Below are 23,173 nucleotides of genomic sequence, written 5' to 3'. Positions count from 1 at the left end.
GGCTCAGCGTTTTTTTGCGTCGAGCGCAATGACGCCTTTGACAGGCAAAGCCGCCGCCGGCTCGGGCGGCAGGTAGCCCCAGTCGGAGTCGGTGGAAGGTGTCGTGGATGCAGCCGTATCGCCAGACGCACCCTCAGCGACGTCCCGTGCCGGCGCCTCGCTTTCTGGCCGGCGCTGATTCGCATGTTGCGAATCATGCTGACGCCGCCGATGAAGCAGCACCGGATCGGCAACGCGCTCCACATGCCGCACCGTCACCGCGCCTGCCCGTTCGAATGCGGCCAGCGCGCGCGCCGCGCGCAGCATCACGAGGTCGGCGCGCAAACCGTCGACGGCCGCGTCGATGCATAGCGCGCTCACGCGCGCATGGACGGCGTCATCGAACGACAGCAGCGGCAGCGCCGCGCGCGCCGAGCGAATTCGCTGCACGTATGAAGCCTGCTGCTCCGCGTAGACGGTACGAAACCCAGCGGGATCGAGATCGAACGCGAACCGCGCTTTGACGATCGCCTGCCGCACCTGCGGCTCGAACGCGTTCTGCAACTCCACCATCAGACCGAAGCGGTCGATCAATTGCGGCCGCAACTCGCCCTCTTCGGGATTCATCGTGCCGATCAGCACGAAGCTCGCGTCATGACTATGCGACACGCCATCGCGTTCGACGGTATTCACGCCGCTCGCCGCCGCATCGAGCAACGCATCGACGAGCGCATCGGGCAGCAGATTGACTTCGTCGACGTACAGCACGCCGCGATGCGCCTTCGCGAGCAGCCCCGGCGAGAAGCGCACCGAGCCGTCACGCAGCACGCTTTCGATATCGAGCGTGCCGATCAGACGATCTTCGCTCGCGCCAAGCGGCAGATTCACGAGCTCTCCCTCCGGCAGCAGTTCCGCAAGCGCGCGCGCGGCAGTCGACTTCGCGGTGCCACGCGGTCCGCTGATCAATACGCCGCCCAAGCCCGGATCGATCGCCGCGAGCACCAGCGCCTGCTGCAACGAGGCCTGGCCGATCAGCGCCGCAAACGGAAAAAAGGGGCGCGCCGCCGTACCCGATACACAGGCGGAGCTACCTGCGTCGCCCGTTCCTCGCATCGCTCCATTCATGTTTGTCTTCCTTCGATCTGCTGTTCGCTCGCAAGCAGATGCGTTTCCACCTGCGCGCGATAGTCACCCGGCTGCTGCCACAGCCCCCGCTGCATCGCCTCGAGCAAACGCTCGCAGATCGAATGCAGCGCATGCGGATTGTGCCGTTGCATGAACGCGCGCGTATCGGCGTCATTCAGATAAGCATCGGCGACGAGCGCGTATTGATGATCCGCGATCACGCGCGCGGTCGCGTCGTAGCCATACAGATAATCGACGGTCGCGGCGATCTCGGCCGCGCCCTTGTAGCCGTGGCGCTTCACGCCGTCGAGCCATTTCGGATTGACCACGCGCGAGCGGATCACGCGCGCGATCTCCTCCTGCAACGTCCGCACGCGCGGCGCGGCCGGATTGCTGTGATCCGCGTGATAGACCCGCGGCTGCTGACCTGCCAGATGCCGCACCGCCGCGACCATGCCGCCCTGAAACTGGTAGTAGTCGTTCGAATCGAGCACGTCGTGCTCGCGGTTGTCCTGGTTCTGCAGCACGAGGTCCATCACTGCGAGGCGCGTGCCAAACGCTTGATGCGCCTCCTCGCCCGCGCTCTTCTGCGCGTACGCATATCCGCCCCATGCCTGATACGCGTTCGCGAGATCGGCGTCGGTCTGCCATTGGCGCGAGTCGATCATCTGCTGCAGACCCGCGCCGTACGTGCCCGGCCGCGCGCTGAACACGCGCCAGCCGGCGCGCTTGCGCGCTTCGACCGGGTCCATGCCGCGCGCGATCAACGCATCGCGTTCGCGCTGCACGCGCGCGCGAATCGGATTCAGCTCCGCGGGCTCGTCGAGTTCGGCAACCGCTTGCACGGCCGCATCGAACAGATGCATCACGTTCGCGAACGCATCGCGAAAAAAACCGGATACGCGCAACGTGACGTCGATACGCGGCCGATCGAACGCGTCGATCGGCATGATCTCGAAGTCCGTCACACGGTGGCTGCCCGGCGCCCATTTCGGCCGCACGCCGAGCAGCGCGAGCGCCTGCGCGATATCGTCGCCGCCGGTGCGCATCGTCGCGGTGCCCCAGACCGACAGGCCGATCGCGCGGGGGATAATCGCCGTGCTCCTGCAGATGCCGCTCGATCAGTTGCTGCGCCGATTTCAGGCCGAGTGCCCACGCGGCTTGCGTCGGCACCGCGCGCGTGTCGACCGAATAGAAGTTGCGGCCGGTTGGCAGCACGTCGGGCCGACCGCGCGACGGCGAACCGCTCGGACCTGGCGGCACGAAACGTCCTTCGAGGCCGCGCTTTAGCTGCGTCATTTCCTGCGGGCCGCAGGCGTCGAGACGCGGCAGCACGTCGTCGCGCAGGCGTGCGATCACCTGTGCCGCTTGCGGCAGATTTTCGTCAGCTACGGGGACGGCCTGCGAACGATCCGCATCATCGCAATCGACATTGCAGACACCGCGCAACAGCTCGCCCGCGAGCAATTCCAACCGCTCGCGCGTATCGCCGTAATGTCGCCACGGCGCATCGCTGACCCGCTGCAATACCTCGGGTTGCGGACCGTCCCATGCGGCGGCCCAATCCACCGTCAACGGGTCGAACCGATGATCGATGCGCAGATCGCGCGCCAGCGCGTCGACGAGCCCCGCCTTGCCGGCCCGCCCATCGCCGACCGGAAAGCGCCCGAGCGCGAGCAGCGTGTCGCGCCGCTGCACGCCGCGCGGCGACTGCCCGAACGTATGCAGGCCATCGCGAATCTGCGCTTCCTTCAGCTCGCACAGCCACGCATCGACGCGGGTGAGCAGCGCGTCTTCATCGTCCTGTCGGTTCGGCGCCGCGAGACTCAGCTCTTCGTGCAGCCGATGCTCGACGATCGTCGTCAGAATCGTGCGACGCAAGAGCTTCGCGCGACGCGAATCGACCATCAATGCTTCGTAGTATTCGTCGACCTGGCGTTCGAGGTCCTGCAGCGGCCCATAGTTTTCGGCGCGTGTAAGCGGTGGCATCAGATGATCGATGATCACCGCCTGCGCGCGCCGCTTCGCCTGGCTGCCCTCGCCCGGATCGTTGACGATGAACGGATACAGATGCGGCATCGGTCCGAGAATCAGATCGGGCCAGCACGCGTCGCTCAAGGCGACGCTTTTGCCCGGCAGCCATTCCAGGTTGCCGTGCTTGCCGACGTGCACGACCGCGTCGATGCCGAACTGATGGCGCAGCCAGAAATAGAACGCGAGGTATGCGTGCGGCGGTACGAGCTCCGCATCGTGATAGCTCGCGTAGTCGCCGTGCTCGCGCGAACGCGCAGGCTGAATGCCGACGAACACCTGGCCGCAGCGCCAGCCGGCGATCATGAAGCGGCCGCGCCGCAGCGTGGGGTCCTGCTCGGGCTTGCCCCAGCGAGCGTTCAACGCGTCGCGCACGCTCGCCGGCAACGCGTTGAAATGCGCGAGATAGTCGTCGAGTGCGAGGCTTTGCAGGGCCGGACGCAGATCGCGTACGACCGGATCGTTGGTCACGCCTTCGGTCAGCCTGTTCAACAACGCGTCGCCGTTTTCGGGTAGTTCGCCGACACGATAAGCTTCATCGCGCAGCATCGACAGAATGCCGACCACCGACGCCGGCGTATCGAGCCCGACGCCATTGCCGATGCGCCCTTCGCTCATCGGATAGTTGGCGAGAATCAACGCGACTTTCTTGTCGGCGTTATCGAGCGAACGCAAACGGCACCAGCGCCGGCTCAGCTCGGCGAGAAAGCCCACCCGTTCGAGGTCGGGCTGATAGCGGACCACGTCGACCTGCGTATGCGCACAGCGATACGCGAGCCCCTTGAAGCTGATCGCGCGCGTGATGATGCGCCCGTCCACTTCGGGCAGCGCGATATGCATCGCGATGTCGCGCGAATTGAGGCCGTGGTTGTCCTTCAGCCAGTCTTCGCGATTGCCGCCGCTCAGGATCACCTGGAACACCGGCGCGTCGCCGGCGAGCGCGAGCGGTTCCGGGTCGTCGATCGCGGAAGCGGCGAACGCGGTCGTGTTCAGCACGAGCGCGACACCATGTTGCGCGCACAGCGACTGCACGACATCGCGGCTCACCGCATCCTTCAGCGACGTGATCGCGAGCGGCAGCGGATTGAGCCCTTGCGCTTCGAGCGCGTCGATCAGCGCATCGAACACCGCGGTATTGGCGGCCTGCAGATGCGCCTTGTAGAACAGAATCGCGACGACCGGCGCGTCTTGCCGCCAACGCGCCTGCCAGTCGGCGACGATGGGGGTATCGCGCTCGGGGTGATACAGCGACGCGGCCGGCAACGCGCGCGGCGGATCGGGTTCGCGCCCCCAGTCGAGCGCGCGATACGCGATGCAGCGCAAAAACGCCTCGGCGTTCTGCGGACCGCCCTCGCGCAGATAGCGCCACAGCTGCTGACACAACTCGGCGCTCGCGGTGCTGCGCGCGAGCAGGTTCGGGTCTTCCTGCAGATCGCCGGAAAACATCGCGAGTGTTTGCTGTTTGCGCTGCGCGAGCGCGACCACCTGCTCGATGCCGTACGGCCAATACGTTTCGCCGCCGAGATGATCGACGACGACCACGCGCGCATGCTGCAACACGTCGTCCAGATAGAAATCGACCGAGGCAGGCTGACGCAGATACGTGACGTTCGCGAGCCGCACGCTCGGAAAGCCGTCGCCGAGACGCGGCACCACGCTTGCGAGCAGCGACAGCGTGGTGTCGGCGGAACTGAGCACGACGATCTCGGCGGGCTGCTGATCGATGCGGATCACGCCCTGCGTATCGTCGACGAAGCCGCCCGGCGTCGTGCGCAGCAGATGCATGCTGGTGCGCCCGTTTATGCCGTCGCGTTCGACGTCGCGCCGAGCGCCGCGTCGAACGCCTGTTGCAGCGCGTGTTGGTCGAGGTCTGCGCCGATCAGCACGAAGCGGCTCAACGCGCCGTCGCCATTTTCACCCGCTTGCCAGCGCCGGTCGAAGTAGCTGTCGAAGCGCCGCCCCACGCCCTGGATCACGAGACGCATCGCCGCGCCCTGCAGTGCCGCGAAGCCTTTGACACGGTAAATCGTGTGGGTTTCGACGAGCGCCTGCAAGGCGGCGAGCGCCGTGTCGCGCGACGGTACGGATGCCTGCACGACGACCGAATCGAATTCATCGTGGTGATGATCGGGGTCGTCGGCGGAACCGTGGTGGTCATGACGCAGGTGGATCGTCTCTTCCGACGCCGCTTCGAGGCCCAGCAGCGTATGCAGGTCTAGCCGCCCCTGCTGAGCGCGCACGATCTTCACCTGCGGCGGAATCTCCGCGCGGATCGCGGCTTCGACCTCGTGCTGCCGCGCGTCGTCGATCAGATCGGTCTTGTTCAGAATCACCAGATCGGCCGCCGACAACTGGTCTTCGAACAGCTCGTGTAGCGGCGACTCGTGATCGAGATTCGGATCGGCCTTGCGCTGTGCATCGACGGCGAGCGGGTTATCGGCGAACTGGCCGCTCGCGGCGGCCGGGCCGTCCACCACCGTCACCACCGCGTCGACCGTGAAGCCATTGCGGATCTGCGGCCAGTTGAACGCCTGCACGAGCGGCTTCGGCAAAGCGAGCCCCGACGTTTCGATCAGCACGTGATCGAGTTCATCGCGGCGCTCCGCGAGCTTTTCCATCACCGGGAAAAATTCTTCCTGCACGGTGCAGCACAAACAACCGTTCGCGAGTTCATACAATTGCGCTTCGGTCTCGACGCCGTTTTCATCGCAACCGATGCCGCAGCCCCTGAGGATTTCGCCGTCGATGCCGAGCTCGCCGAACTCGTTGACGATCACCGCAATGCGCTTGCCGCCCGCATGCTGAAGAATGTGCCGCAGCAGCGTGGTTTTGCCGCTGCCGAGAAAGCCCGTGACGATCGTGACGGGGATCTTGCGCAATTGAGTTTGCATCGTGAGGTCCATCCCTTGGCGTTGATCGGTATGCCGGAAAGTCCGCGCGTGGGTCCGCGTCGGCTGGCGAATGGAGCGAATGAAGCACGCGCAGCAGTACCAGCGATCACCAGACACGGGGACGAACGACGGCATTGCCGCGACAACGGAAATACAGAAAGCGGAACTGAGGTCATGAACGCGCCGCCGCATCCCCGCGGCGGTCGTTCTGCTTCTTTGGGCCGGTATCCGGGCTGGCGAAAGCGCCGCTTCCCCTTCCCGGCCGAGTGGTTTCTCGTCCAGTGGTGAAATGTCCACGCGAGCTTGCGCGAGGACATCGAAGCCGGCACTGCGGTGCCCGGCTATCAAGCCGGAACCGCTTTTCGCTTACCGTTGCGGGGACAGCACAGGTTAGCCGCTCCAGAGCAGGTGGCTCCCTGTTTCCCGTTTAACTGCATGCGCACGAGCGCGCACGCGAGCACCCAAAGTGCGTGCGAGTGTAGGCCCGCGGCCTTGCGCAGTCAAGCAACGCAGCGAGCCGGAAAGCGCCGCCGAGGCTTATCCGGCAAGGCGCCATGTGCTATCGTATGCGCGCGTTTGGTGCCCGCACATGCGCTCGCGTGTGCAGTTAAACGGGAAACAGGCAGCGCCTCGCGCGTTCAACCTGTGCTGTTCCCGCAACGGTAAGCGACCTGCGGCGCGCGATTCGATTCGCCTTCGATTCCGCCGTGCTGCGCATGCGTTTTTTGATGCCACTGTCCCGCGAATCCACAAACCGGGACGGGAAGGCGAAGCGCATGAGGCCGCCAGCCCGGATACCGGCCAGACGCGGAGGCGGTGCCGCATTGCATCCGTGCATCACGTGGCGCCGCCGGCCGCCGGAATCCGCGGGGAACGGATGTGAAGGCGTAGCAGCGCGGCATCGCGCGTGCCCGGATTCGCAGTTGCGCATGACCTCTATATTCACCGCCGCGCGCGCTGTCGCACGCCGCTTCTCTTCTTCCATCACCGCATGGCGCGCGCCATGCACGCCGCGATGACGCGCGCCTGGCTGATCGGCGCCGGTCCCGGCGACGTCGAGCTGATCACGCTGAAGGCCACCCGTGCGCTCGCGCAGGCCGATGTCGTGCTCGTCGACGATCTGGTGAATCCCGACGTGCTGCAGTTCGCGCGCACCGGCGCGCAAGTCGTGTACGTCGGCAAACGCGGCGGCCATCCGTCGACGCCGCAAGCCGACATCGTCGCGCAAATGCTCGGGCATCTGCGCGCGGGGCGCAGCGTCGCGCGGCTCAAGGGCGGCGATCCGTTCGTGTTCGGCCGCGGCGGCGAAGAGTTGCAGGCGCTACAGGCCGCGGGTATCGAAGTCGACGTGATCAACGGCATCACGGCCGGCATCGCGGCGCCCGCGGCGCTCGGTATCGCGGTCACGCATCGTGATCACGCGCAGGGCGTCGTGTTCGTCACCGGCCACGGCGCCGGCAGTGGCGAACCGGACTGGGCCGCGCTCGCCGCGACGCGCATGACGCTGGTGATCTACATGGGCATGCGCCGGCTCGGCGAGATCGCCCGCGCATTGCTCGCGGCCGGCATGTCCGCCGACACGCCGTGCGCGGCGATCGAGTCGGCGACGCGGCCTGAGCAGCGTCATGTGCTCGCGCCGCTTCGCGAGTTCGCCGAGGCGGTGGCGCGCGCGGGGCTCGGCTCGCCGGCGATCGTCGTGATCGGCGGTGTGGCGTCGCTCGCACTGGCGCGTGATGCGGCCAAACGCGACGCCGGCGTTGCTCACGAACTGGCAGCGAGCGCGACACGACACGGACTCGGACGCGCGATCAAAACGCTGAGCGTCGGCATCGGTTGCCGCTTGCACAGCGAAGCCGCTGAGATCGAAGCCGCCGTCCGCGCAGCGCTCGGATCGAATGCCTTCGAGCAGATCCGCGCGATCGCGACGATCGACACCAAAGCCAACGAAGCCGGTCTGCTCGAATTCTGCTCACGTCATCAGCTGCCGCTGCAACTGTTCAGCCGCGAGCAGATCGCCGCGGTACCGATCGCGTCGCCGTCGGCGGCGGCACACGCGCAGCTCGGCGTCGACGGTGTGTGCGAGCCGTGTGCGCTGCTGGCGGCAACGGCGCCGGACTCCACCACAACCGCGCAAAACGCGCGCCTAATCGTACGCAAGACCGCGCACGCCGGCATCACGGTGGCGATCGCAGCGGTGAACAATGCTGCCCTTAGCGACGCGCCCCCATCCCATCCCGCCCCTCAAAACCAGGACCCTCGATGAAAACCGATCCGGAATCGCATCAACGCATGACCGAACGCCGCCGCGAAGGCCACGAAAAGAAGCAGGCCGGCGCGACCGTCGAAAAAGGCCTGCTGATCGTCAACACCGGCACCGGCAAGGGCAAGAGCACGGCCGCGTTCGGCATGGCCGTGCGGGTGCTCGGCCACGGCATGCGGCTCGGCGTCGTGCAGTTCATCAAAGGCGCGCTGCATACGTCGGAGCGCGATTTCCTCGGCGCGATCGCGCAATGCGATTTCGTCACGATGGGCGACGGCTACACGTGGAACACCCAGAACCGCGAGGCCGACATGGCGACCGCGCGCAAAGGCTGGAACGAAGCGCGGCGGATGATCGAAAGCGGCGACTACCAGATGGTGATCCTCGACGAGCTGAACACCGTGCTGAAGTACGAATACCTGCCGCTCGACGAAGTGCTCGCGGTGATCAACGCGCGTGCGCCGATGTTGCACGTCGTCGTGACCGGACGCCATGCGCCGGACGCGCTGATCGAAGCCGCCGACCTCGTCACCGAAATGCGCGCGATCAAGCATCCGTATCGCGAGCAAGGTGTGAAGGCGCAGCGCGGCGTGGAGTTCTGAGCGATGTCGGCATCCCCCAACTGGGCTTCGTCCGGGGCGCCCCCCCAGGGGACTTCCTTCGGGGCGTGCCCCGCGCTGTTCATTAGCGCGCCCGCGTCGGGACAAGGCAAAACCACGATCACCGCCGGTCTCGCGCGCTATCACCGGCGGCTCGGACGTCGCGTGCGCGTGTTCAAGACCGGGCCGGATTTTCTCGATCCGATGATCCTCGCGCGCGCGAGCGGCGCGCCGGTGCTGTCGCTCGATCTGTGGATGGTCGGCGAAAGCGCATGCCGCAACCTGCTCGCGCGGGCGGCGCAAGAAGCCGATCTGATCCTGATCGAAGGCGTGATGGGCCTGTTCGACGGCACGCCAAGCAGCGCCGATCTGGCGACCACGTTCGGCGTGCCGGTGCTCGCGGTGATTTCCGCGCAGGCGATGGCGCAGACCTTCGGCGCGGTCGCGTTCGGCCTTGCGCGCTTCAGACCGCAACTGCCGTTCCACGGCGTGCTCGCGAATCGCGTCGGCTCGGCTCGGCACGCGCAGATGTTGCAGGAAGCACTGCCGCCCGAGTTGCGCTGGTGCGGCCACATCGCCGCGAGCGACGAGATCACGCTGCCCGACCGCCACCTCGGCCTACACCAGGCCGATGAAATCGACGATCTCGAAGCGCGCCTCGAACGCGCGGCGGATACGCTCGCGTCGACCGCGCTCGCCGAACTGCCGCGCCCGGTCGATTTCGGCGTGCCCGCGCCCGAAGTGCTGCCGCGTCTGCTCGAAGGCAAGCACATCGCGATCGCGCGCGACGCCGCGTTCTCGTTCATCTATCCGGCCAACGTCGCGCTGCTCGAAGCGCTCGGCGCGCGGCTCAGCTATTTCTCGCCGCTTGCCGACGAAGCGTTGCCCGCCGGCACGCACGCGCTCTATCTGCCGGGCGGCTACCCCGAGTTGCATATGGCGACGCTCGCGGGCAACTCGACCAGCGCGGCATCGATCCGCGCGCACGTCGAGGCGGACAACCCGGTGGTCGCCGAATGCGGCGGCATGCTCTATCTGCTCGACACGCTGACCGACGCGCAAGGCACTAGCACGCCGATGCTGGGCCTGCTGCCCGGTCACGCGACGATGCAAACGCGCTTCACGTCGCTCGGCATGCAGCAGATCGATGGCGTCCACGGCACGCTGACCGGCCACACGTTCCACTACTCGAAGCTCGCGACGCCGCTCGCGCCGCAGCGCTTCGCCACGCGCGCGCACAGCGACACGCCCGGCGAAGCGGTGTTCCGCGTGGGCCCGATTGTGGCAACCTATATGCACGCTTACTGGCCCTCCAACCCGGCTTTCACGGCCGCCCTCTTTCATGGCGAAGCCTTTTGACGACTCCGAGCGCGAAGCGGTCTATCGCGCGATTTACGAACGCCGCGACATGCGCCACTTCGTGCCCGATCCGGTCGATCCGGCGGTGCTGCGGCGTCTGCTCGACGCGGCGCATCACGCGCCGAGCGTCGGCTACATGCAGCCGTGGCGCATCGTGCGCATCACCGACGCGGCGCTGCGCACGGGCTTGCGCGACATCGTCGAGCGCGAACGGCTCGCCACCGCCGACGCGCTCGGCAAGCGCCGCGACGAGTTCATGAAGCTGAAGGTGGAAGGCATGCGCGAATGCGCGGAGCTGCTGGTGATCGCGTTGATGGACGGGCGCGAGCGACACGTCTTCGGCCGCCGCACGCTGCCGGAGATGGATCTCGCGTCGGTCGCGTGCGCGATCCAGAACATGTGGCTCGCCGCGCGCGCGGAAGGACTCGGGCTTGGTTGGGTGTCGCTATTCGATGTCGACGCGGTGCACCAGCTACTGGCGATGCCGGAAGGCGCGCGGCCGGTCGCGATTCTGTGCCTCGGCCACGTCGCTGCCTTCTATAGCGAGCCGATGCTCGAAACGCAGCGCTGGGCGAGCCGTCTGCCGCTCGCCGATTGCGTGTTCGAAAACCGCTGGCCGCAAGACGAGCCGGCGCAGGAATAACTGATACTCGCGGCCCCGGCGACCTGAGGCTGTGTTTTAACGCTGTAGCGGCTCCATCGAGTCGACGTTCGGCACACCGCTCGTCTTGTCGATGCTGAGCTTCACACGCCAGTCGGCCGGCGCATCGAACGGCAGCTTGGCGAGCGCGGTTTTCACGAGCAACGGCAGTGCATGCAGCGGGTCCGCGTCGCGATCCATGAACACCGCGCCGACCTTGTAGCGCTCGGCGCCGCTCGCGTAGTCGAAAAAGCGCAGCGTCAGCGCGTGCTGATACTTGCGCCCAAACAGCAGCGCGCCTGGACCGTCGCTGCCCGCGCCGCAATCGGCGGGCGCGCAATCCTCACCGCCGATGCCGATCGACGCCGGCCGCGTGCTATACGCCATCGACAGCAGATAATGCGCGGGCTTGCCCGCCGTATCGACGAACCCGTGTTTCGCCAACTCGTCGCGCAACAGCTTTTCGACTTGCGGATGATCGGCGCTGTCGTCCTGCGGCTGCGTGCGCGCGAGCGAATAGGTCTGCTCGCCTTGCAGCGCAACGGCGCGGTCGGCGCCGTTAGCGGAGACGGTGTGCACGTCGGCGCTCAGGCCCGCGCAAGCGGTGAGGCTCGCCGCGGCCAGCGCGGCACAGAGGTGAGCGATCTTTGCCATTGTTTGTTTTCTCTCTAGTACATCGAATACATCAAAGGCGCATCAGACGCGCGGTGCGATCGATTCGTCGAGGGGCGCGTCGTCGAGCGCGGGCAGCCAGATCGTGAAGGCCGTCCCCTCGCCGGGCGCGCTGACGACTTCGACGCTGCCACCGTGGCGCGTGACGACGGTTTTGACGAACGCCATGCCGAGTCCCGCGCCGCCCACTTCCGGCCGCTCCGCCTCGTGAAAACGGCGAAAGCGCTCGAACAATCCCGCTTGCTGCTCCTCAGGAATGCCATAGCCCTGGTCGCGGATCGTGCACGACACGCGCGGCGCCTCGCTGCCCGCGCGCTTTGCCGCCGGCTGGCCAGCGAAGCTGCATACGATGCGCGTGTCGGGCGGACTGTACTTGACCGCATTGTTCAGGATATTGACGAGCGCGCGTGTCATCAGCGAGCGGTCGGCGCAGATCCAGGGATCGTCGTCGGCGTCGTCGGCGGATTCCGTATGCAGCGCGATGCGCTTCGCATGCGCCTGCGGCCAGACCTCGTCGCTCGCATCGATGACGAGTTCGGTCAGACTCAGCGGCTCGAGCACATAGGCCTGCGATTCGGCGCGCGCCAGTTGCACGAAGTCGTCGGCAAGCGTGAGCGCGCGTTGCGCGTAGCGTTCGATGCGCTCCAGCACGCTGCGCGCGAGCGCAGGCTCGGTCCGCGCGCGCTCGATCTCGACCAGCGCAATGATCGACGCCTGCGGCGAGCGCATGTCGTGCGACAGCAGCCGCAGCGCGTCTTCGCGCTGACGCTCGGCCGCATGCAGCGCCGACACGTCGACGAGACCGGCGATCCAGCCGGTCGTCTCGCCCTGCGCGTTGGTGCAGGTCGCATAGCGCAGCAGATGGTCGCGCTCGTTCGCGTCGCGCACCTCGACGCCCTGCGCCATCAGCGCCGCGAACTCGCCGCGCGTCGGATCGAGGAGCGCCGGCCAGTGCGCGTGCGCGGACAGACTGCGCTCGTTGTCCGTGGCCGCGCCGGTATCGATCGTCTTCACGAGCGTGAGACCACCGAGCACGCTCTGCATCGGCTGGCCTTCGGGCATCGGCGCGCCTAGCCGAGCGAAATGCGCTTTCGCCGCGTGATTCGCGATCAGCACGACGCCGGCCACGTCGCTGACGAGAATCGGCTCCGGCACGCTATCGAGGCTGCCCCACACGAAGCGCTTCATGTCCTGCACCCGTTGCGCGGCCTGAGCCATCAGCGCCATGTGCTGCGCGAGCACGTCGCCGCCGAATTCGCGGCGGCGCTTCGGCGTCTCGGGCAGCAGATGCGGCTCGTCGGCGAGACGCTGCAGTTCGCCGCGCAGATACGCCATCGTCATTTCGAGGCGTCGCCAGTTCCAGATCGGATAGACGATCACGACGCCGAGGATCGCCGGCACCGGCGAGATCCACAGCCTGCCGCCGTACAGCAGCAGCGCGCTGCCGGTCGCGGCGAGCAGCACCAGCGCGCCGGTCAGCAACAACGAGCGGCGCGGCGACAGCACGAGGAAGCCGGCGAGCAGCGCGGCGAGCGGCCCGAGCGCCGCCGCGAACACGACCCACAGCGCGACCGGCTGGATCTCGCGGCCGCTCAGCAGCGTGTCGAGCACGTTCGCGTGGATGTAGACGCCGGGCAGCGGACCGAGCTCGCCCGATACCGGTGTCGCGAAGCGGTCGTACAGACCCGACGCCGTCACGCCGATCACGACGATGCGCCCGCGCAACTGATCGGCCGGCACCTTGCCGGCGAGCACGTCGGCGAAACTGAGCTTTGGGTAGTTCGCGGCGTTCGGGCCGAACGGAATCAGGAAGCGCTCTTCGCCGCCGTCGTCGCTGCCGCGTGCGGGCTCGTTCGAGGAGCGCGGCGGCAGGCCGCCGCGCAGATGCAGCTTGCCGTGTTCGACCGCGTCGGCGACGAGCACCGTCAGTTGCGGCCAGCGCGAGCGCTCATCGCCCTGGAAGCGCGCGACGCTGCGCACGATGCCGTCGCTGTCCACTTCGAAATTGATGTGACCGAGCCCGGCAGCAGCCTGCGCGAGCGGCGCGACGGGTTCATCGACGGTGCGCTTGCCGCTTGCATCGGGCGGCGTCAGCAGCACGGGCAGATAGGTCGGGCTCAGCGCAATGGCGTGGGCGAGCTGGGCGTCGTCGACATTGGGCTCGGTGAACAGCACGTCGTAGATCACCGCGGCAGGTTTGGCCGCGGCGATCTGCTCGAGCAGCCGCGCGTGCACGCTGCGCGGCCACGGCCAGCGGCCGAGTGCGTCGATGCTCGCGTTGTCGATCTCGACGACGACGATGTCGGACAGCCGCGGCTGCTCGCGCAGCTTCAGAAACTGGTCGTACACCAGCAGATCGATGCCGGCGCCGACGCGCCCGAACGACGTCAGCAGGATCACCACGAAGCCGAGACAGCCAACGCTGACCCACTCGATCAGAAAGCGCCGGCCCGCCCGCCGTCCGAGACGGGTGCGCGGATCGAGGCTCAGTCGCGTAGAAGTGGCGGGCACGGGACGATGTAGTCGGGAACGGGAGGACGGACCGGCCAGCGGGCCGGCCCCGAGAATCTACCAGCGTCAGCGCGCAAGCGTAAAGGAGCGGACCGGACTGCTCTTTTCGTAGAAGCGGCCGTTGTCGAACTGCTCGGCGACGATCGTCCAGTAGTAGACGCCCGGAGGCAGATCGCTGATCACGAGTTCGCCGCCCGGCAGATCGGGGCGATCGATTACCGGATGGCTCAGTTCGGCCGTGTTCGCGAGCAGGAAGCGGAAACGGGTCGGCACGTTGCTGCGGCTGACGAACCAGCGGAACTCGTAGTCGCGGCCACCCGCGCGCTGCGCGGCCGAAGCGTCCAGCCCCAGCTGGCGGCGCTCGAACGCGTACACGTTCGGCAGGCCGTCGAGACCGTTGCTATCGGTCGACGCGACGCGCACGAAGTACGTGCCGTCGGGCAGATCGCCGAAGTCGGCATGCGGCGCGCTCACACGCAGGTCTCGCACCAGGTCCAGTTGATCGGCGTCGTGCGAAATCTGCAGCCGATAGCCGACCGCGTGCTCGGCCGGGTTGACGTCGAACGCGACGCTCTTGCCGTCCTGCACGCGCGCCGGCCGCGCGAGCGCGGGTGCGGGCAACAGCTGGACCGGACTGCCGACCGCGCCGCCCGAGTGCGTGACGTTGCCGAAGCTTGCCTCGACCAGCTGCTCGGACGCCTGCAACGGCCTGCCTGGCGCCGGCGCGGCGCTCTGGCCATGCTGCGTGGCCGGATCGACGCCGACCGCGCCGTCGAGCACCGCCACCGCGGTGGTTTGCGTGTCGCCGTCGTAATCGACGCGAAAACGCGTGCCGCGCACTCCGGCGACCACCGAAGGTGAACGGATCTGGAAGCGATCATCGCGTCGCTTCGCATGCGTGACCTGGCTCTCGACCTCGCCGGCGCGCAGCTCAAAGACGCGATCGGCGACGCCGGTCAGCGTGACGTGCCGCAGTCTCTCGATATTGAGTTCGCCGTTCTGCGCGACCGTCACGTATGAGCCGCCGGGCAGCTCGAGCGTCGCGAACCCGTTCGCGCCGGTGCGCAAGCGATCGCCTTCGGCAAGCGTTTCACCGGTTTTCAGCGGCAGATAGGGGCTCGAGTCGAACGCGTGCTCGACCGGACCGCTGGTCGCGACCACGCGAGCCGTGTCCCGATCCTGGCGCAGCCTTCGGGACGGCAAACGCAGCACGATGCCGGCCGCCATGCGGCGCGGCGCGGGCACGTGATTGAGGCTGCTCAACAGCGCCCAGTCGGTCGGATCGGCCATGTAGCGGGCGGCGATGTCATACAGCGTGTCGCCCTCGTGCGTCGTGTACGAAGCGTAGACCGGCGAGGCCTTCGCTCCGGTCTTGCCGCGCGCGGGCTGCGCGTGCGCGAGCGCGCTCCAGCCGGTCGCGCCCGTTGCCATCAGACAGGCCACGGCAAGCCACGCGGCGGCGCGGCGGCCGGGCATGGCGGCGCTGCCCGATGCCGCCCCATCCACGCAGACCGTCACGCTTCCCCCGCTTCTTCAGTGGGTTCGTCGTCGGCGGCCGGTGGTGTGTCGGTTTCGATCCGCTCGAGGCGGTAGCCATAGCCGTAGATCGGCGTGAGCCGATAACCGTGCTCGGGGCGCAGACCGAGCTTGCTGCGCAACATCGACACATGAGTGTCCATCGTGCGCGATGGGATGTCCGTGGCCTGCTTCCAGATCACGTCGAGAATGTGTGCGCGCGACAACGGCCGGCTCATATGCTGGAACAGCAGCAGCGCGAGTTCGAACTCTTTCTGCGTGACGGAGACCGGGGTGCCGCGGACCACGACGTGCTTGACGCTCAGGTCGAACTCGAAGTCGCCGAATACTTCCCTCGTTGCCGGCGGCTTCAGGTAATACGCGCGCCGCAGCAGCGAACCAACCCGCGCGAGCAGTACGGCGCCCGACACGGGCTTGACGAGATAGTCGTCGGCACCGGTATTCAGAATCGAAGTGATGTCGGTTTCGCGGCCGCGGCTCGTCATGAACAGCACCGGCAGGCGCTCGGACAGGCTTTCGCGCACCCAGCGAAGCACTTCTTCGCCGGACATGTCGGGAACGTTCCAGTCGAGCACGAGCAGATCGAACGTCTGACGACGCAACTGGCGCACGAGTTCGCGCCCTGCGCCATACGCGTGACAGACGTGTCCAGCGGCGGACAGCGTTTGACACACAAGGTCGGCCTGAGCCGAATCATCATCGAGGACTGCAATTCTCATAACACCCCACAACGCAACAGCGCCTTCATGGCTGACGGCCGGTATACCGGCTGACGACCGGGATGACGGCGCAGCACCGCCGATCCGGCTTCCCAAAAAATTCCGGCTGTTAGTTTCTGATTAATGGTCCCTCGCCGTCCCCCGCCATGACGCTGCTTTCATGAAGCGGAAATCAGCGCATAAATGTAATTTCCATAGCGATTATGCAGGGCAGATCATGATAATCGAAAACCTTCTTTCTTCCCGTTTGCCGTGTACCAGCAATCCGTCGCGAAAAACCCTAATCAGAAACGGCTGACGCGCTTTTCAGGTTTTTCTGGTCTGCCACCACTAGCCGGCGCCGGAAGGAAGTGACACTGCGGACGGAAGATCCTTGCTGGAGCGGCTTTTTGACCACGCCCGCTTATCGGCTTTAAGATTCCTTTCAGGTACTCTTATTTAACAATTGCGCGTTCAGTATAAGAATAATCTCAAAAGAAATCGTTTAAACATTGTTAGATTTTGTCCCGGTCGAGTTGTCATTCGAGGCAGTCGGCCTGGTCGGGCGAGCGACTCAAAGCCCTCGTATTGCATGAGGCATTCGACTGCTTCACATTGTTGGCCGACGCGATGACGCGCCGCGAGACGGGCCGTCAGCGGGTGATGCGCAGCGTTAGGGTCGCCGGCAAAAAAAATGCGGCGCTGCCCCTGTCGAAGCAACGCCGCCCACAAACACTACACACGCTCGCCGGGGTCTAACCGCACGAGTAACGTCACGTTAGCTGGAAGAACAGCCGTGCTCAAGATGAAAGAACTTCCTTTGTAACCGTTGGCGAAGTAGTTATTACGCGCCGCACCAGCGCGCGCGACGCGCAAGCCTTACACAGCGCGAGTTCGAAATTGGTATGAGTTTGAAGTCCCATCGACGGTAATTTACATACACAGACGCTTTGTTACAGTGTGGCCCCGATTGTCGTTGCCGCGGCGCGTCAGATTTCCCCCTTGCGTGTCTGCGTGGCCCGTCTGCGTTGCCTCGTTCGGTCGCTTGCCCACGCGTTCAACGCGCGCCTTCGAGGTCCGGCATAGGCGCGAACAGCGCGTCGAGATCGTCGTCCGAGAACTTTGCGGCGCCGGCCGCATCTTCCGCGAGAATGCTGTCGGCGAGCCCGGCCTTGTGCTCCTGCAACGCGACGATCTTTTCCTCGATGCTGCCGGCCGCGATCAACTTGTACACGAATACCGGCTTGTCCTGTCCCAGCCGATGCGCGCGGTCGGTCGCCTGGTTCTCGGCGGCCGGGTTCCACCACGGGTCGTAGTGGATCACCGTGTCGGCGGCGGTCAGGTTCAGCCCCACGCCGCCGGCCTTCAGGCTGATCAGGAACAGCGGCACCTCGCCCTGCTGGAACCGCTCGACCGGGCTCACGCGATCGGCCGTGTCGCCCGTCAGCATGACGTACGGGATCGCGGCTTCGTCGAGCGCCTCGGCGATCAACGCGAGCATGCCGGTGAACTGCGAGAACAGCAGCACGCGGCGTCCCTCCTCGATCAGCTCGGGCAGCATCGACAGCAGCAGATCGAGCTTGGCCGAGCGCATCGCGCGCTCGCCGCCGCCCGTGGCAGCGCCGTCCCCGATACCGCTGGCGGTGCGCACGAGCCGTGGATCGCAGCACACCTGGCGCAGCTTCAGCAACGCATCGAGCACGATGATGTGGCTGCGCGCGAGCCCCTGCGCGCTGACCGCCGCGCGCACCTTCTGCTGCATCGCGGTGCGCACGGTTTCGTACAGGTCGCGCTGCGCGCCTTCGAGATCGACCGGACATACGATCGTCGTCTTCGGCGGCAGCTCCTTCGCGACCTCGTCCTTGCGACGGCGCAGCATGAACGGCCGGATGCGGCGCGCGAGCAACGCGCGGCGCACGTCGTCGCCGTTCTTTTCGATCGGATTGCGCCAGCGTCGCGTGAAGTCCTTCTGGCTGCCGAGAAAGCCCGGCAGCAGAAAATCGAATTGCGACCACAGCTCGCCGAGATGATTCTCGAGCGGCGTGCCCGTCAGGCACAGCCGATGCCGCGCCCGCAAGCCGCGAATCGCCTGGGCGGCTTTGGTGGTCGCGTTCTTCACGTACTGCGCCTCATCGAGAATCAGCAGATGATAGTCGTGCTCGGCGAGCACCTTCTGATCGCGCCACAACAGCGCATAAGTGGTCAGGATCAGCTCGGCTTCGCCGATCTGCTCGAAACGCTCCTTTCTCTGCGGCCCGTTCAGCACCAGCACTTTCAGCTCCGGCGCAAAGCGGCGCGCTTCCTCGCGCCAGTTGTGCACGAGCGTGGTCGGCACGACGATCAGCGCGGGATGCGTGAGCCGCCCCGCTTCCTTCTCGGCGAGAACGTGCGCGAGCGTCTGCACGGTTTTGCCGAGGCCCATGTCGTCGGCGAGCACGCCGGCCAGATCCTGTTCGCGCAGGAACTGCATCCAGTTCAGGCCCTGGTGTTGGTACCCGCGCAGCTCAGCCTTCAGCCCGCGCGGCACCGGCACTTCGCGCAGGCCCGGACCGGCTTGCAGACGGCGCGCGAGCTCGCGGATCGAATCGTCGCCGCTGAACTGCCAGCGGCCGGTGTCGTGCAGCGCATCGAGGCGACCCGCATCGACCGCGGGCACGCGCAGAGGCGCGCCTTCGGCAAGCGCGCCGCCGAGCGAATCGAACAGATCGACCAGCACGCGCACCACCGGCTTCAGACGATCGGCGCGCAACCGCAGGCGCTTGTTCTCCTCGGTCTTCAGCTCGATCGGCTCGTCGTCTCGAATACGCTCCAGCGCGCCGGAGAGCCAGCGCCGGTCGCGCCGGAACAGATCGGCCAGCAGCGGTTCGAGCCGCACGTTGCGCTCGCCGACGCGGATGCCCATCTCCAGATCGAACCAGCCGTCGCCGGCCTGCTGCGCGGTGCCGTCGATCGCGTCGATCTCGATCACGTTGTAGCGGAACTCGGGCGCCATCGTCACGCGCCAGCCCTTCGCGACCAGATCCGGCACCGCGTCGTTGACGAACTCGGACCACGCGTCGGTGTCGGGCAGACCGAGCATCGTGTCGGGCAACAGACGCGACGCATGCAGGTTGCGCGTCGGCACCTTTTGCAGACCGGTCTTGCGCAATTCCAGCAGACGCTTTTTCTCGGCGTCGTAGCGCCGGCGGATGTGAATCACGTCGCCGCCCGGCAACGGCACCAGCGTCACGCTGCTGTCGGCGTTGATGCTGACACCGTCGTAGTCGAAGCTCGCGGCCGCCAGCTCTACCGCGGCGGACTTGCGCTCCGCGGCCTTCGCGGCCTTCGCCGTTTTCGCCGTTTTGATGCCCTTCCCCGAGCCGGGCAGCGCATGGCTGTTCAGCGTCAGCACCGGCACCGGTTCGACGTCGATCACCCGAATCGCGGGCGCGTCGTGGGTCGGCGGCAGCGGCAGCTCGGGAGCGATCTCGCGCAGCACCGACGCGACGAGCGGCGCCTCGGCGAGCGAGATCGGCGGCATCGCGAGGTAGTCAGGCAGTTGCTGGAACGGCAGCGACAGTGGCACGACGCCCGCCTCGTTGGCGACGCCGTCCACGTACCAGACCGGCTCGGTCGGCAGCACCATGCTCGCGCGCGGTTCGGTGCGCAGTACCGGGCGCAGGCGCTCGTCGGCGAGCGGCTCCCATTCGATGCGCCCGAGGCGGTCGGCGGCGCGCGCGAGCGGCGTCGGTCCGGCCTGGCCCGGCGCGATCCCGAAGTCGAAGAACAGGCGCCCGGTCGCGATCAGCTTCTGCAGCGTTTCCGCGCCACTCGTGCCTCGCAGCACGAACTGGCCCAGGTCCTCGCGCGAGCGACCGAGCCATAGGCCGCGGAGGATCGACAGGTCTTCGTCGGACACGAAGCGCGGCTGCCTGAGCAGCGCGCCTTCGACGTCGCCCCAGCTGTCGCCGACTTCGACGATCACGCCGTCCGCGTCGCAACGCGCGCGATGCAGCACGACTTCGTGGCGCATATGAAAACGCGACCAGTTGAGCCGATAGGCGAGCGTTTCCTTGCGCGTGGCGTCGAGCTTCCGGGCGGCGTCTTTTTCGGCGGCGTCGGCCGCGCGGGCGCGCGCGCGAAAACGCTCGAGCCAGCTGACCAGTTCGGGTCGCACACCTTGAGATGAAGATGGCGCCGGCGGCGCGCCCGGCACCGTAATCCGTCGCGCGATGAACACCTCCGACGTCGCCGGGTCACTGCCGTCCTCGACCTGCGTGATGTGATCCATCTCGTCGTGGTAGTCGAGTTCCGCGAGCAGCAGCGCCGCGACGTGCTTGCAATTGCGGCCGACCGGGCACGTGCATTTGCCTTCGGCCGACGGCGACCCGCCATCGGTACGAAAGCGAACCCGTGTCAGGTACGGCCCCGGCTGCGAGCCCTGCACGTCGCCCGACAGCGAGTCTCCCTGCCATTTGACGTTGCTGACCGCGCCCACCGAGCGCGCCTTGGCGACGGTGCGCTCGCCGAGCCATTCCGCAATCCTTTCCCGATCGAAGAAAACTGATGACATCCGCGTGCATTCCTGTTCAAACCGGCGAAGGCAAGCGCGCGTGGACCATGACGGGGCGCCGCGCGACGCCCGGCCGATTCTGTCCAGTTGCGATTTGCCAGTGATAACCGGCCATTTTACGCGTTGGACGAAAATCGCCAGGGCGGGCGATTTGGACAGTTCGGGAGCAACCCGGTCAAGCCGCGGTTCGACCCATATTAGCGTTCGCCGCGGGCCATGCTGCCCCACACTCCGTCGCGCAGGATCAGCCCATGCAACAACGCCGCCGCCAGATGCAGCAGCACCGTCGCGAACAACGCGAACGCGAGCCACGTATGTAGCGCGCGCAGCAGCGCGAACAGCGCGACGTTGTGCGGTGCGATCGGCGGCAGATGCAGCGGACCGAACAGCGTGACCGGATAGCCGGCCGCCGATAGCATCGCCCAGCCGATCAGCGGCATCGCGAGCATCAGCCCGTACAGCACGAGGTGCGACGCATGCGCCGCGATTCGTTGCGGCTTCGACATGCGCGCGGGCAATGGCGGACTGCCGCGCATCACGCGCACCGCGAGCCGCACCAGCACGAGCAGCAGCAACGCGATGCCGAGCGGCCGATGCAGCGCGACCAACGCATCATGGGCACGCGATACCGTCGCCACCATGCCCACGCCGATAAACAGCATCGCGACGATCAGCGGCGCCATCGTCCAGTGCAGCAGCCGCGCGAGCGGACTGAAGTGAGTGCGGGTGCGCGTCATGAAGGCTCTCCGTTTGGCTGGGTTCGATGGATCTCGGGATGCAGCGCCTCCTCGCGCGTGCGGCGTTGGAACGACTGTGCGTAGGCCGCAGAGCGCGCGGCGAGCAGCGGATCGTCCGATGGCGCGATGCCGGCGGGCACGATCGTCGGATCGAAGTTGATGTCGCGGCAGGCGCCGTCCTCCTGCGACGTGGTGCGTTCGATCACGAGCGTCCCCGCGTCGACGCGCTGGCGGTCGTCGGGCCACTGCAGCGTCGCGTCGCTGGTCGGGTCGCCCGGTTGCGCGACGGTCAACAGCAGATGCCAGCGCAACGGTCCGTGTTGCAGACGCTCGTCGAGATCGGCGGCGAGGAAGTTCTTTTCGGCCTGCTGCGCCGCGGTGATCGGCGCGTATGGCGTGTCGGGCACGACGGCCCAGCGCACGGCGCGCGTCGTGCCGTGGGCATCGGTAAACAGAAACGCGTCGATGCCGTAGTATGCGGCGTTCGCGAGGCTCGACGACGGCGCGTGCGACTTGACCCAGCGCTGGAACGGCTGCGTCTCGGGATTGGCCGCGTAGAATGCCTTCAGCTTCGCGGGGTCCGGTTTGCCGGTCGCAGGGGTCGGGCTTCGCGGCCAGCAATTGCTGATAGAACTGAGCTGGCGTATGCACCGCGAACACCGGCGTCGAGTTCATGCCGGTACGCCACTGTTCGCCATCGCGAAGCCGGAACTGCAGCGCGAGACTGCGCACCGGCGAGCTCGTATCGGGCGCGGACGGATTACCGCCGGGCACCGCGAAGCGACCCGACACCGGCGTGCGGCCCGGCGCGAACACTGCCGCGTGCGACAGCGCCGCGCCATTGCCGTTGCTGTCGAAATAGCCGTCGACGCACAGGCCCTTGGCGTGATTGCGTCGATAGCCCGGATGCGGGCCCGCGACCGCCTCGAACGTATCGATGATGCGCGGGGCGGTCAGACGCGCGGGCGTCAGCCACCCCGCGGTGTAGGCGAAGCCGCCCGCGAGCGCGAGCGCGAGCGCGACCGCGCCGATCGCGGCGAGCCGGCATGTCACGCAGATCGGCCGCGGGTCGGAGCCGGCGGGGTTGGGTTTGGGTGCGAAGGGTGGTGTCACGGAAACTCCTTGCCGGATGGATCGACGATTCGATCGATGGGTCGATCGACTCATCGACCAACGTACGGGCGAACACGCCTCGCTACGGTCTATTCCATCCGGCCCTGGCGCGCACATTCAAACCCATTCGCGCGCCAGTGGCCGATGCTGCTTCAATGGGTGCCAACAGCCGGCGCTCCCGAGTTCGCGACGTGGCTCGCGGCGAGCGCCGCTTGCGCGGCGAGCGCCGCTTGCGCGGCGAGCGCCTGCTTGCGCTGCTCGACCTGACGTGCGAACACGGGACTGACATCGGGATAGGACGCGTCGGTGATGTAGTCGAGACCGTTCTGCTGCGCCTCGATCAGTTCCTGGTACACCTGAGCGCGTGTCTTGCCCTGCGCAAACGCGCTCGACGAAGCGGCGAGAACGACGAGCGACAAAGCAACCAACGAAAGCTTTTTCATGATCGACTCCTTGGAGAGTTGTGCGGG

The 23,173-nt window shown here is 66.8% G+C and carries 13 protein-coding genes, 3 pseudogenes and 2 riboswitches; of the genes and pseudogenes, 5 read left to right on the top strand and 11 right to left on the bottom strand.

Annotated elements, in window-relative coordinates; translation table 11 throughout:
* Positions 1-3: 3 nt before the first annotated feature.
* The 3 genes and pseudogenes from OKW40_RS37125 to cobW all read right to left on the bottom strand — a co-directional run bounded on the left by OKW40_RS37125 (position 4) and on the right by cobW (position 6,026).
* Positions 4-1,104, bottom strand: a complete 1,101-nt coding sequence (locus OKW40_RS37125; protein ID WP_429493838.1) for an ATP-binding protein — start codon at positions 1,102-1,104, stop codon at positions 4-6.
* A pseudogene (gene cobN / locus OKW40_RS37120) lies at positions 1,101-4,920 on the bottom strand (cobaltochelatase subunit CobN). Before cobN ends, OKW40_RS37125 begins: the two are co-directional and overlap by 4 nt.
* 14 nt (positions 4,921-4,934) lie before the next feature.
* A complete protein-coding gene (gene cobW / locus OKW40_RS37115; protein ID WP_429493837.1) occupies positions 4,935-6,026 on the bottom strand; it encodes a cobalamin biosynthesis protein CobW in 1,092 nt (363 codons plus the stop codon).
* A 202-nt stretch (positions 6,027-6,228) separates the two neighbouring features.
* Positions 6,229-6,506: riboswitch (cobalamin riboswitch) on the bottom strand.
* Between the two features lie 80 nt (positions 6,507-6,586).
* Positions 6,587-6,846, top strand: a riboswitch (cobalamin riboswitch).
* A 195-nt stretch (positions 6,847-7,041) separates the two neighbouring features.
* On the opposite strand from cobW, the pseudogene cobA reads away from it, so the two are divergent.
* From cobA to bluB, 5 genes and pseudogenes are all read left to right on the top strand, one after another.
* A pseudogene (cobA, locus tag OKW40_RS37110) lies at positions 7,042-7,779 on the top strand (uroporphyrinogen-III C-methyltransferase); the annotation flags it as partial.
* 15 nt (positions 7,780-7,794) lie between these two features.
* The gene (locus tag OKW40_RS37105) at positions 7,795-8,289 is read left to right on the top strand and encodes a cobalamin biosynthesis protein (protein ID WP_429494003.1); all 495 of its coding nucleotides are present in this window, start codon (positions 7,795-7,797) and stop codon (positions 8,287-8,289) included.
* Complete coding sequence (gene cobO, locus OKW40_RS37100; protein ID WP_090805916.1) at positions 8,286-8,888, top strand: cob(I)yrinic acid a,c-diamide adenosyltransferase; 603 nt, start codon at positions 8,286-8,288, stop codon at positions 8,886-8,888. Before OKW40_RS37105 ends, cobO begins: the two co-directional genes overlap by 4 nt.
* Before the next feature lie 3 nt (positions 8,889-8,891).
* A complete protein-coding gene (locus OKW40_RS37095; protein ID WP_429493836.1) occupies positions 8,892-10,244 on the top strand; it encodes a cobyrinate a,c-diamide synthase in 1,353 nt (450 codons plus the stop codon).
* Positions 10,228-10,887, top strand: coding sequence for a 5,6-dimethylbenzimidazole synthase (gene bluB / locus OKW40_RS37090; RefSeq protein ID WP_429493835.1), 660 nt, complete (start codon positions 10,228-10,230; stop codon positions 10,885-10,887). The genes OKW40_RS37095 and bluB overlap by 17 nt, the downstream gene beginning before the upstream one ends.
* 36 nt (positions 10,888-10,923) lie before the next feature.
* Here bluB and OKW40_RS37085 read toward each other — a convergent pair whose 3' ends face one another.
* The 8 genes and pseudogenes from OKW40_RS37085 to OKW40_RS37050 all read right to left on the bottom strand — a co-directional run bounded on the left by OKW40_RS37085 (position 10,924) and on the right by OKW40_RS37050 (position 23,146).
* On the bottom strand, positions 10,924-11,538 hold the full coding sequence (locus OKW40_RS37085; RefSeq protein WP_429493834.1) for a DUF4136 domain-containing protein: 615 nt from the start codon (positions 11,536-11,538) through the stop codon (positions 10,924-10,926).
* A 42-nt stretch (positions 11,539-11,580) separates the two neighbouring features.
* Positions 11,581-14,067 (bottom strand): CHASE2 domain-containing protein, encoded by a 2,487-nt coding sequence (locus OKW40_RS37080; RefSeq protein WP_429493833.1) that lies wholly within the window; start codon positions 14,065-14,067, stop codon positions 11,581-11,583.
* A gap of 66 nt (positions 14,068-14,133) precedes the next feature.
* Positions 14,134-15,585 (bottom strand): FecR domain-containing protein, encoded by a 1,452-nt coding sequence (locus tag OKW40_RS37075; RefSeq protein WP_429493832.1) that lies wholly within the window; start codon positions 15,583-15,585, stop codon positions 14,134-14,136.
* A complete protein-coding gene (locus OKW40_RS37070) occupies positions 15,582-16,322 on the bottom strand; it encodes a response regulator transcription factor (protein WP_187618205.1) in 741 nt (246 codons plus the stop codon). The genes OKW40_RS37075 and OKW40_RS37070 overlap by 4 nt, the downstream gene beginning before the upstream one ends.
* A 1,036-nt stretch (positions 16,323-17,358) precedes the next feature.
* Positions 17,359-20,853 (bottom strand): SNF2-related protein, encoded by a 3,495-nt coding sequence (locus OKW40_RS37065; protein ID WP_429493831.1) that lies wholly within the window; start codon positions 20,851-20,853, stop codon positions 17,359-17,361.
* A 197-nt stretch (positions 20,854-21,050) separates the two neighbouring features.
* Positions 21,051-21,590, bottom strand: a complete 540-nt coding sequence (locus tag OKW40_RS37060) for a cytochrome b (protein WP_187610286.1) — start codon at positions 21,588-21,590, stop codon at positions 21,051-21,053.
* A pseudogene (locus OKW40_RS37055) lies at positions 21,587-22,649 on the bottom strand (catalase family peroxidase). Before OKW40_RS37055 ends, OKW40_RS37060 begins: the two are co-directional and overlap by 4 nt.
* A 206-nt stretch (positions 22,650-22,855) precedes the next feature.
* A complete protein-coding gene (locus tag OKW40_RS37050) occupies positions 22,856-23,146 on the bottom strand; it encodes a DUF4148 domain-containing protein (RefSeq protein ID WP_429493830.1) in 291 nt (96 codons plus the stop codon).
* Positions 23,147-23,173: the final 27 nt, after the last annotated feature.

Origin of the sequence: Paraburkholderia sp. RAU6.4a (assembly GCF_050435625.1) — a bacterium.
In the GTDB taxonomy this organism is placed as follows: Bacteria; Pseudomonadota; Gammaproteobacteria; order Burkholderiales; family Burkholderiaceae; genus Paraburkholderia; species Paraburkholderia tuberum.
The sequence above is the reverse complement of the archived record's forward strand: the minus strand, read 5'-3'. Positions and strand labels throughout refer to the sequence as shown.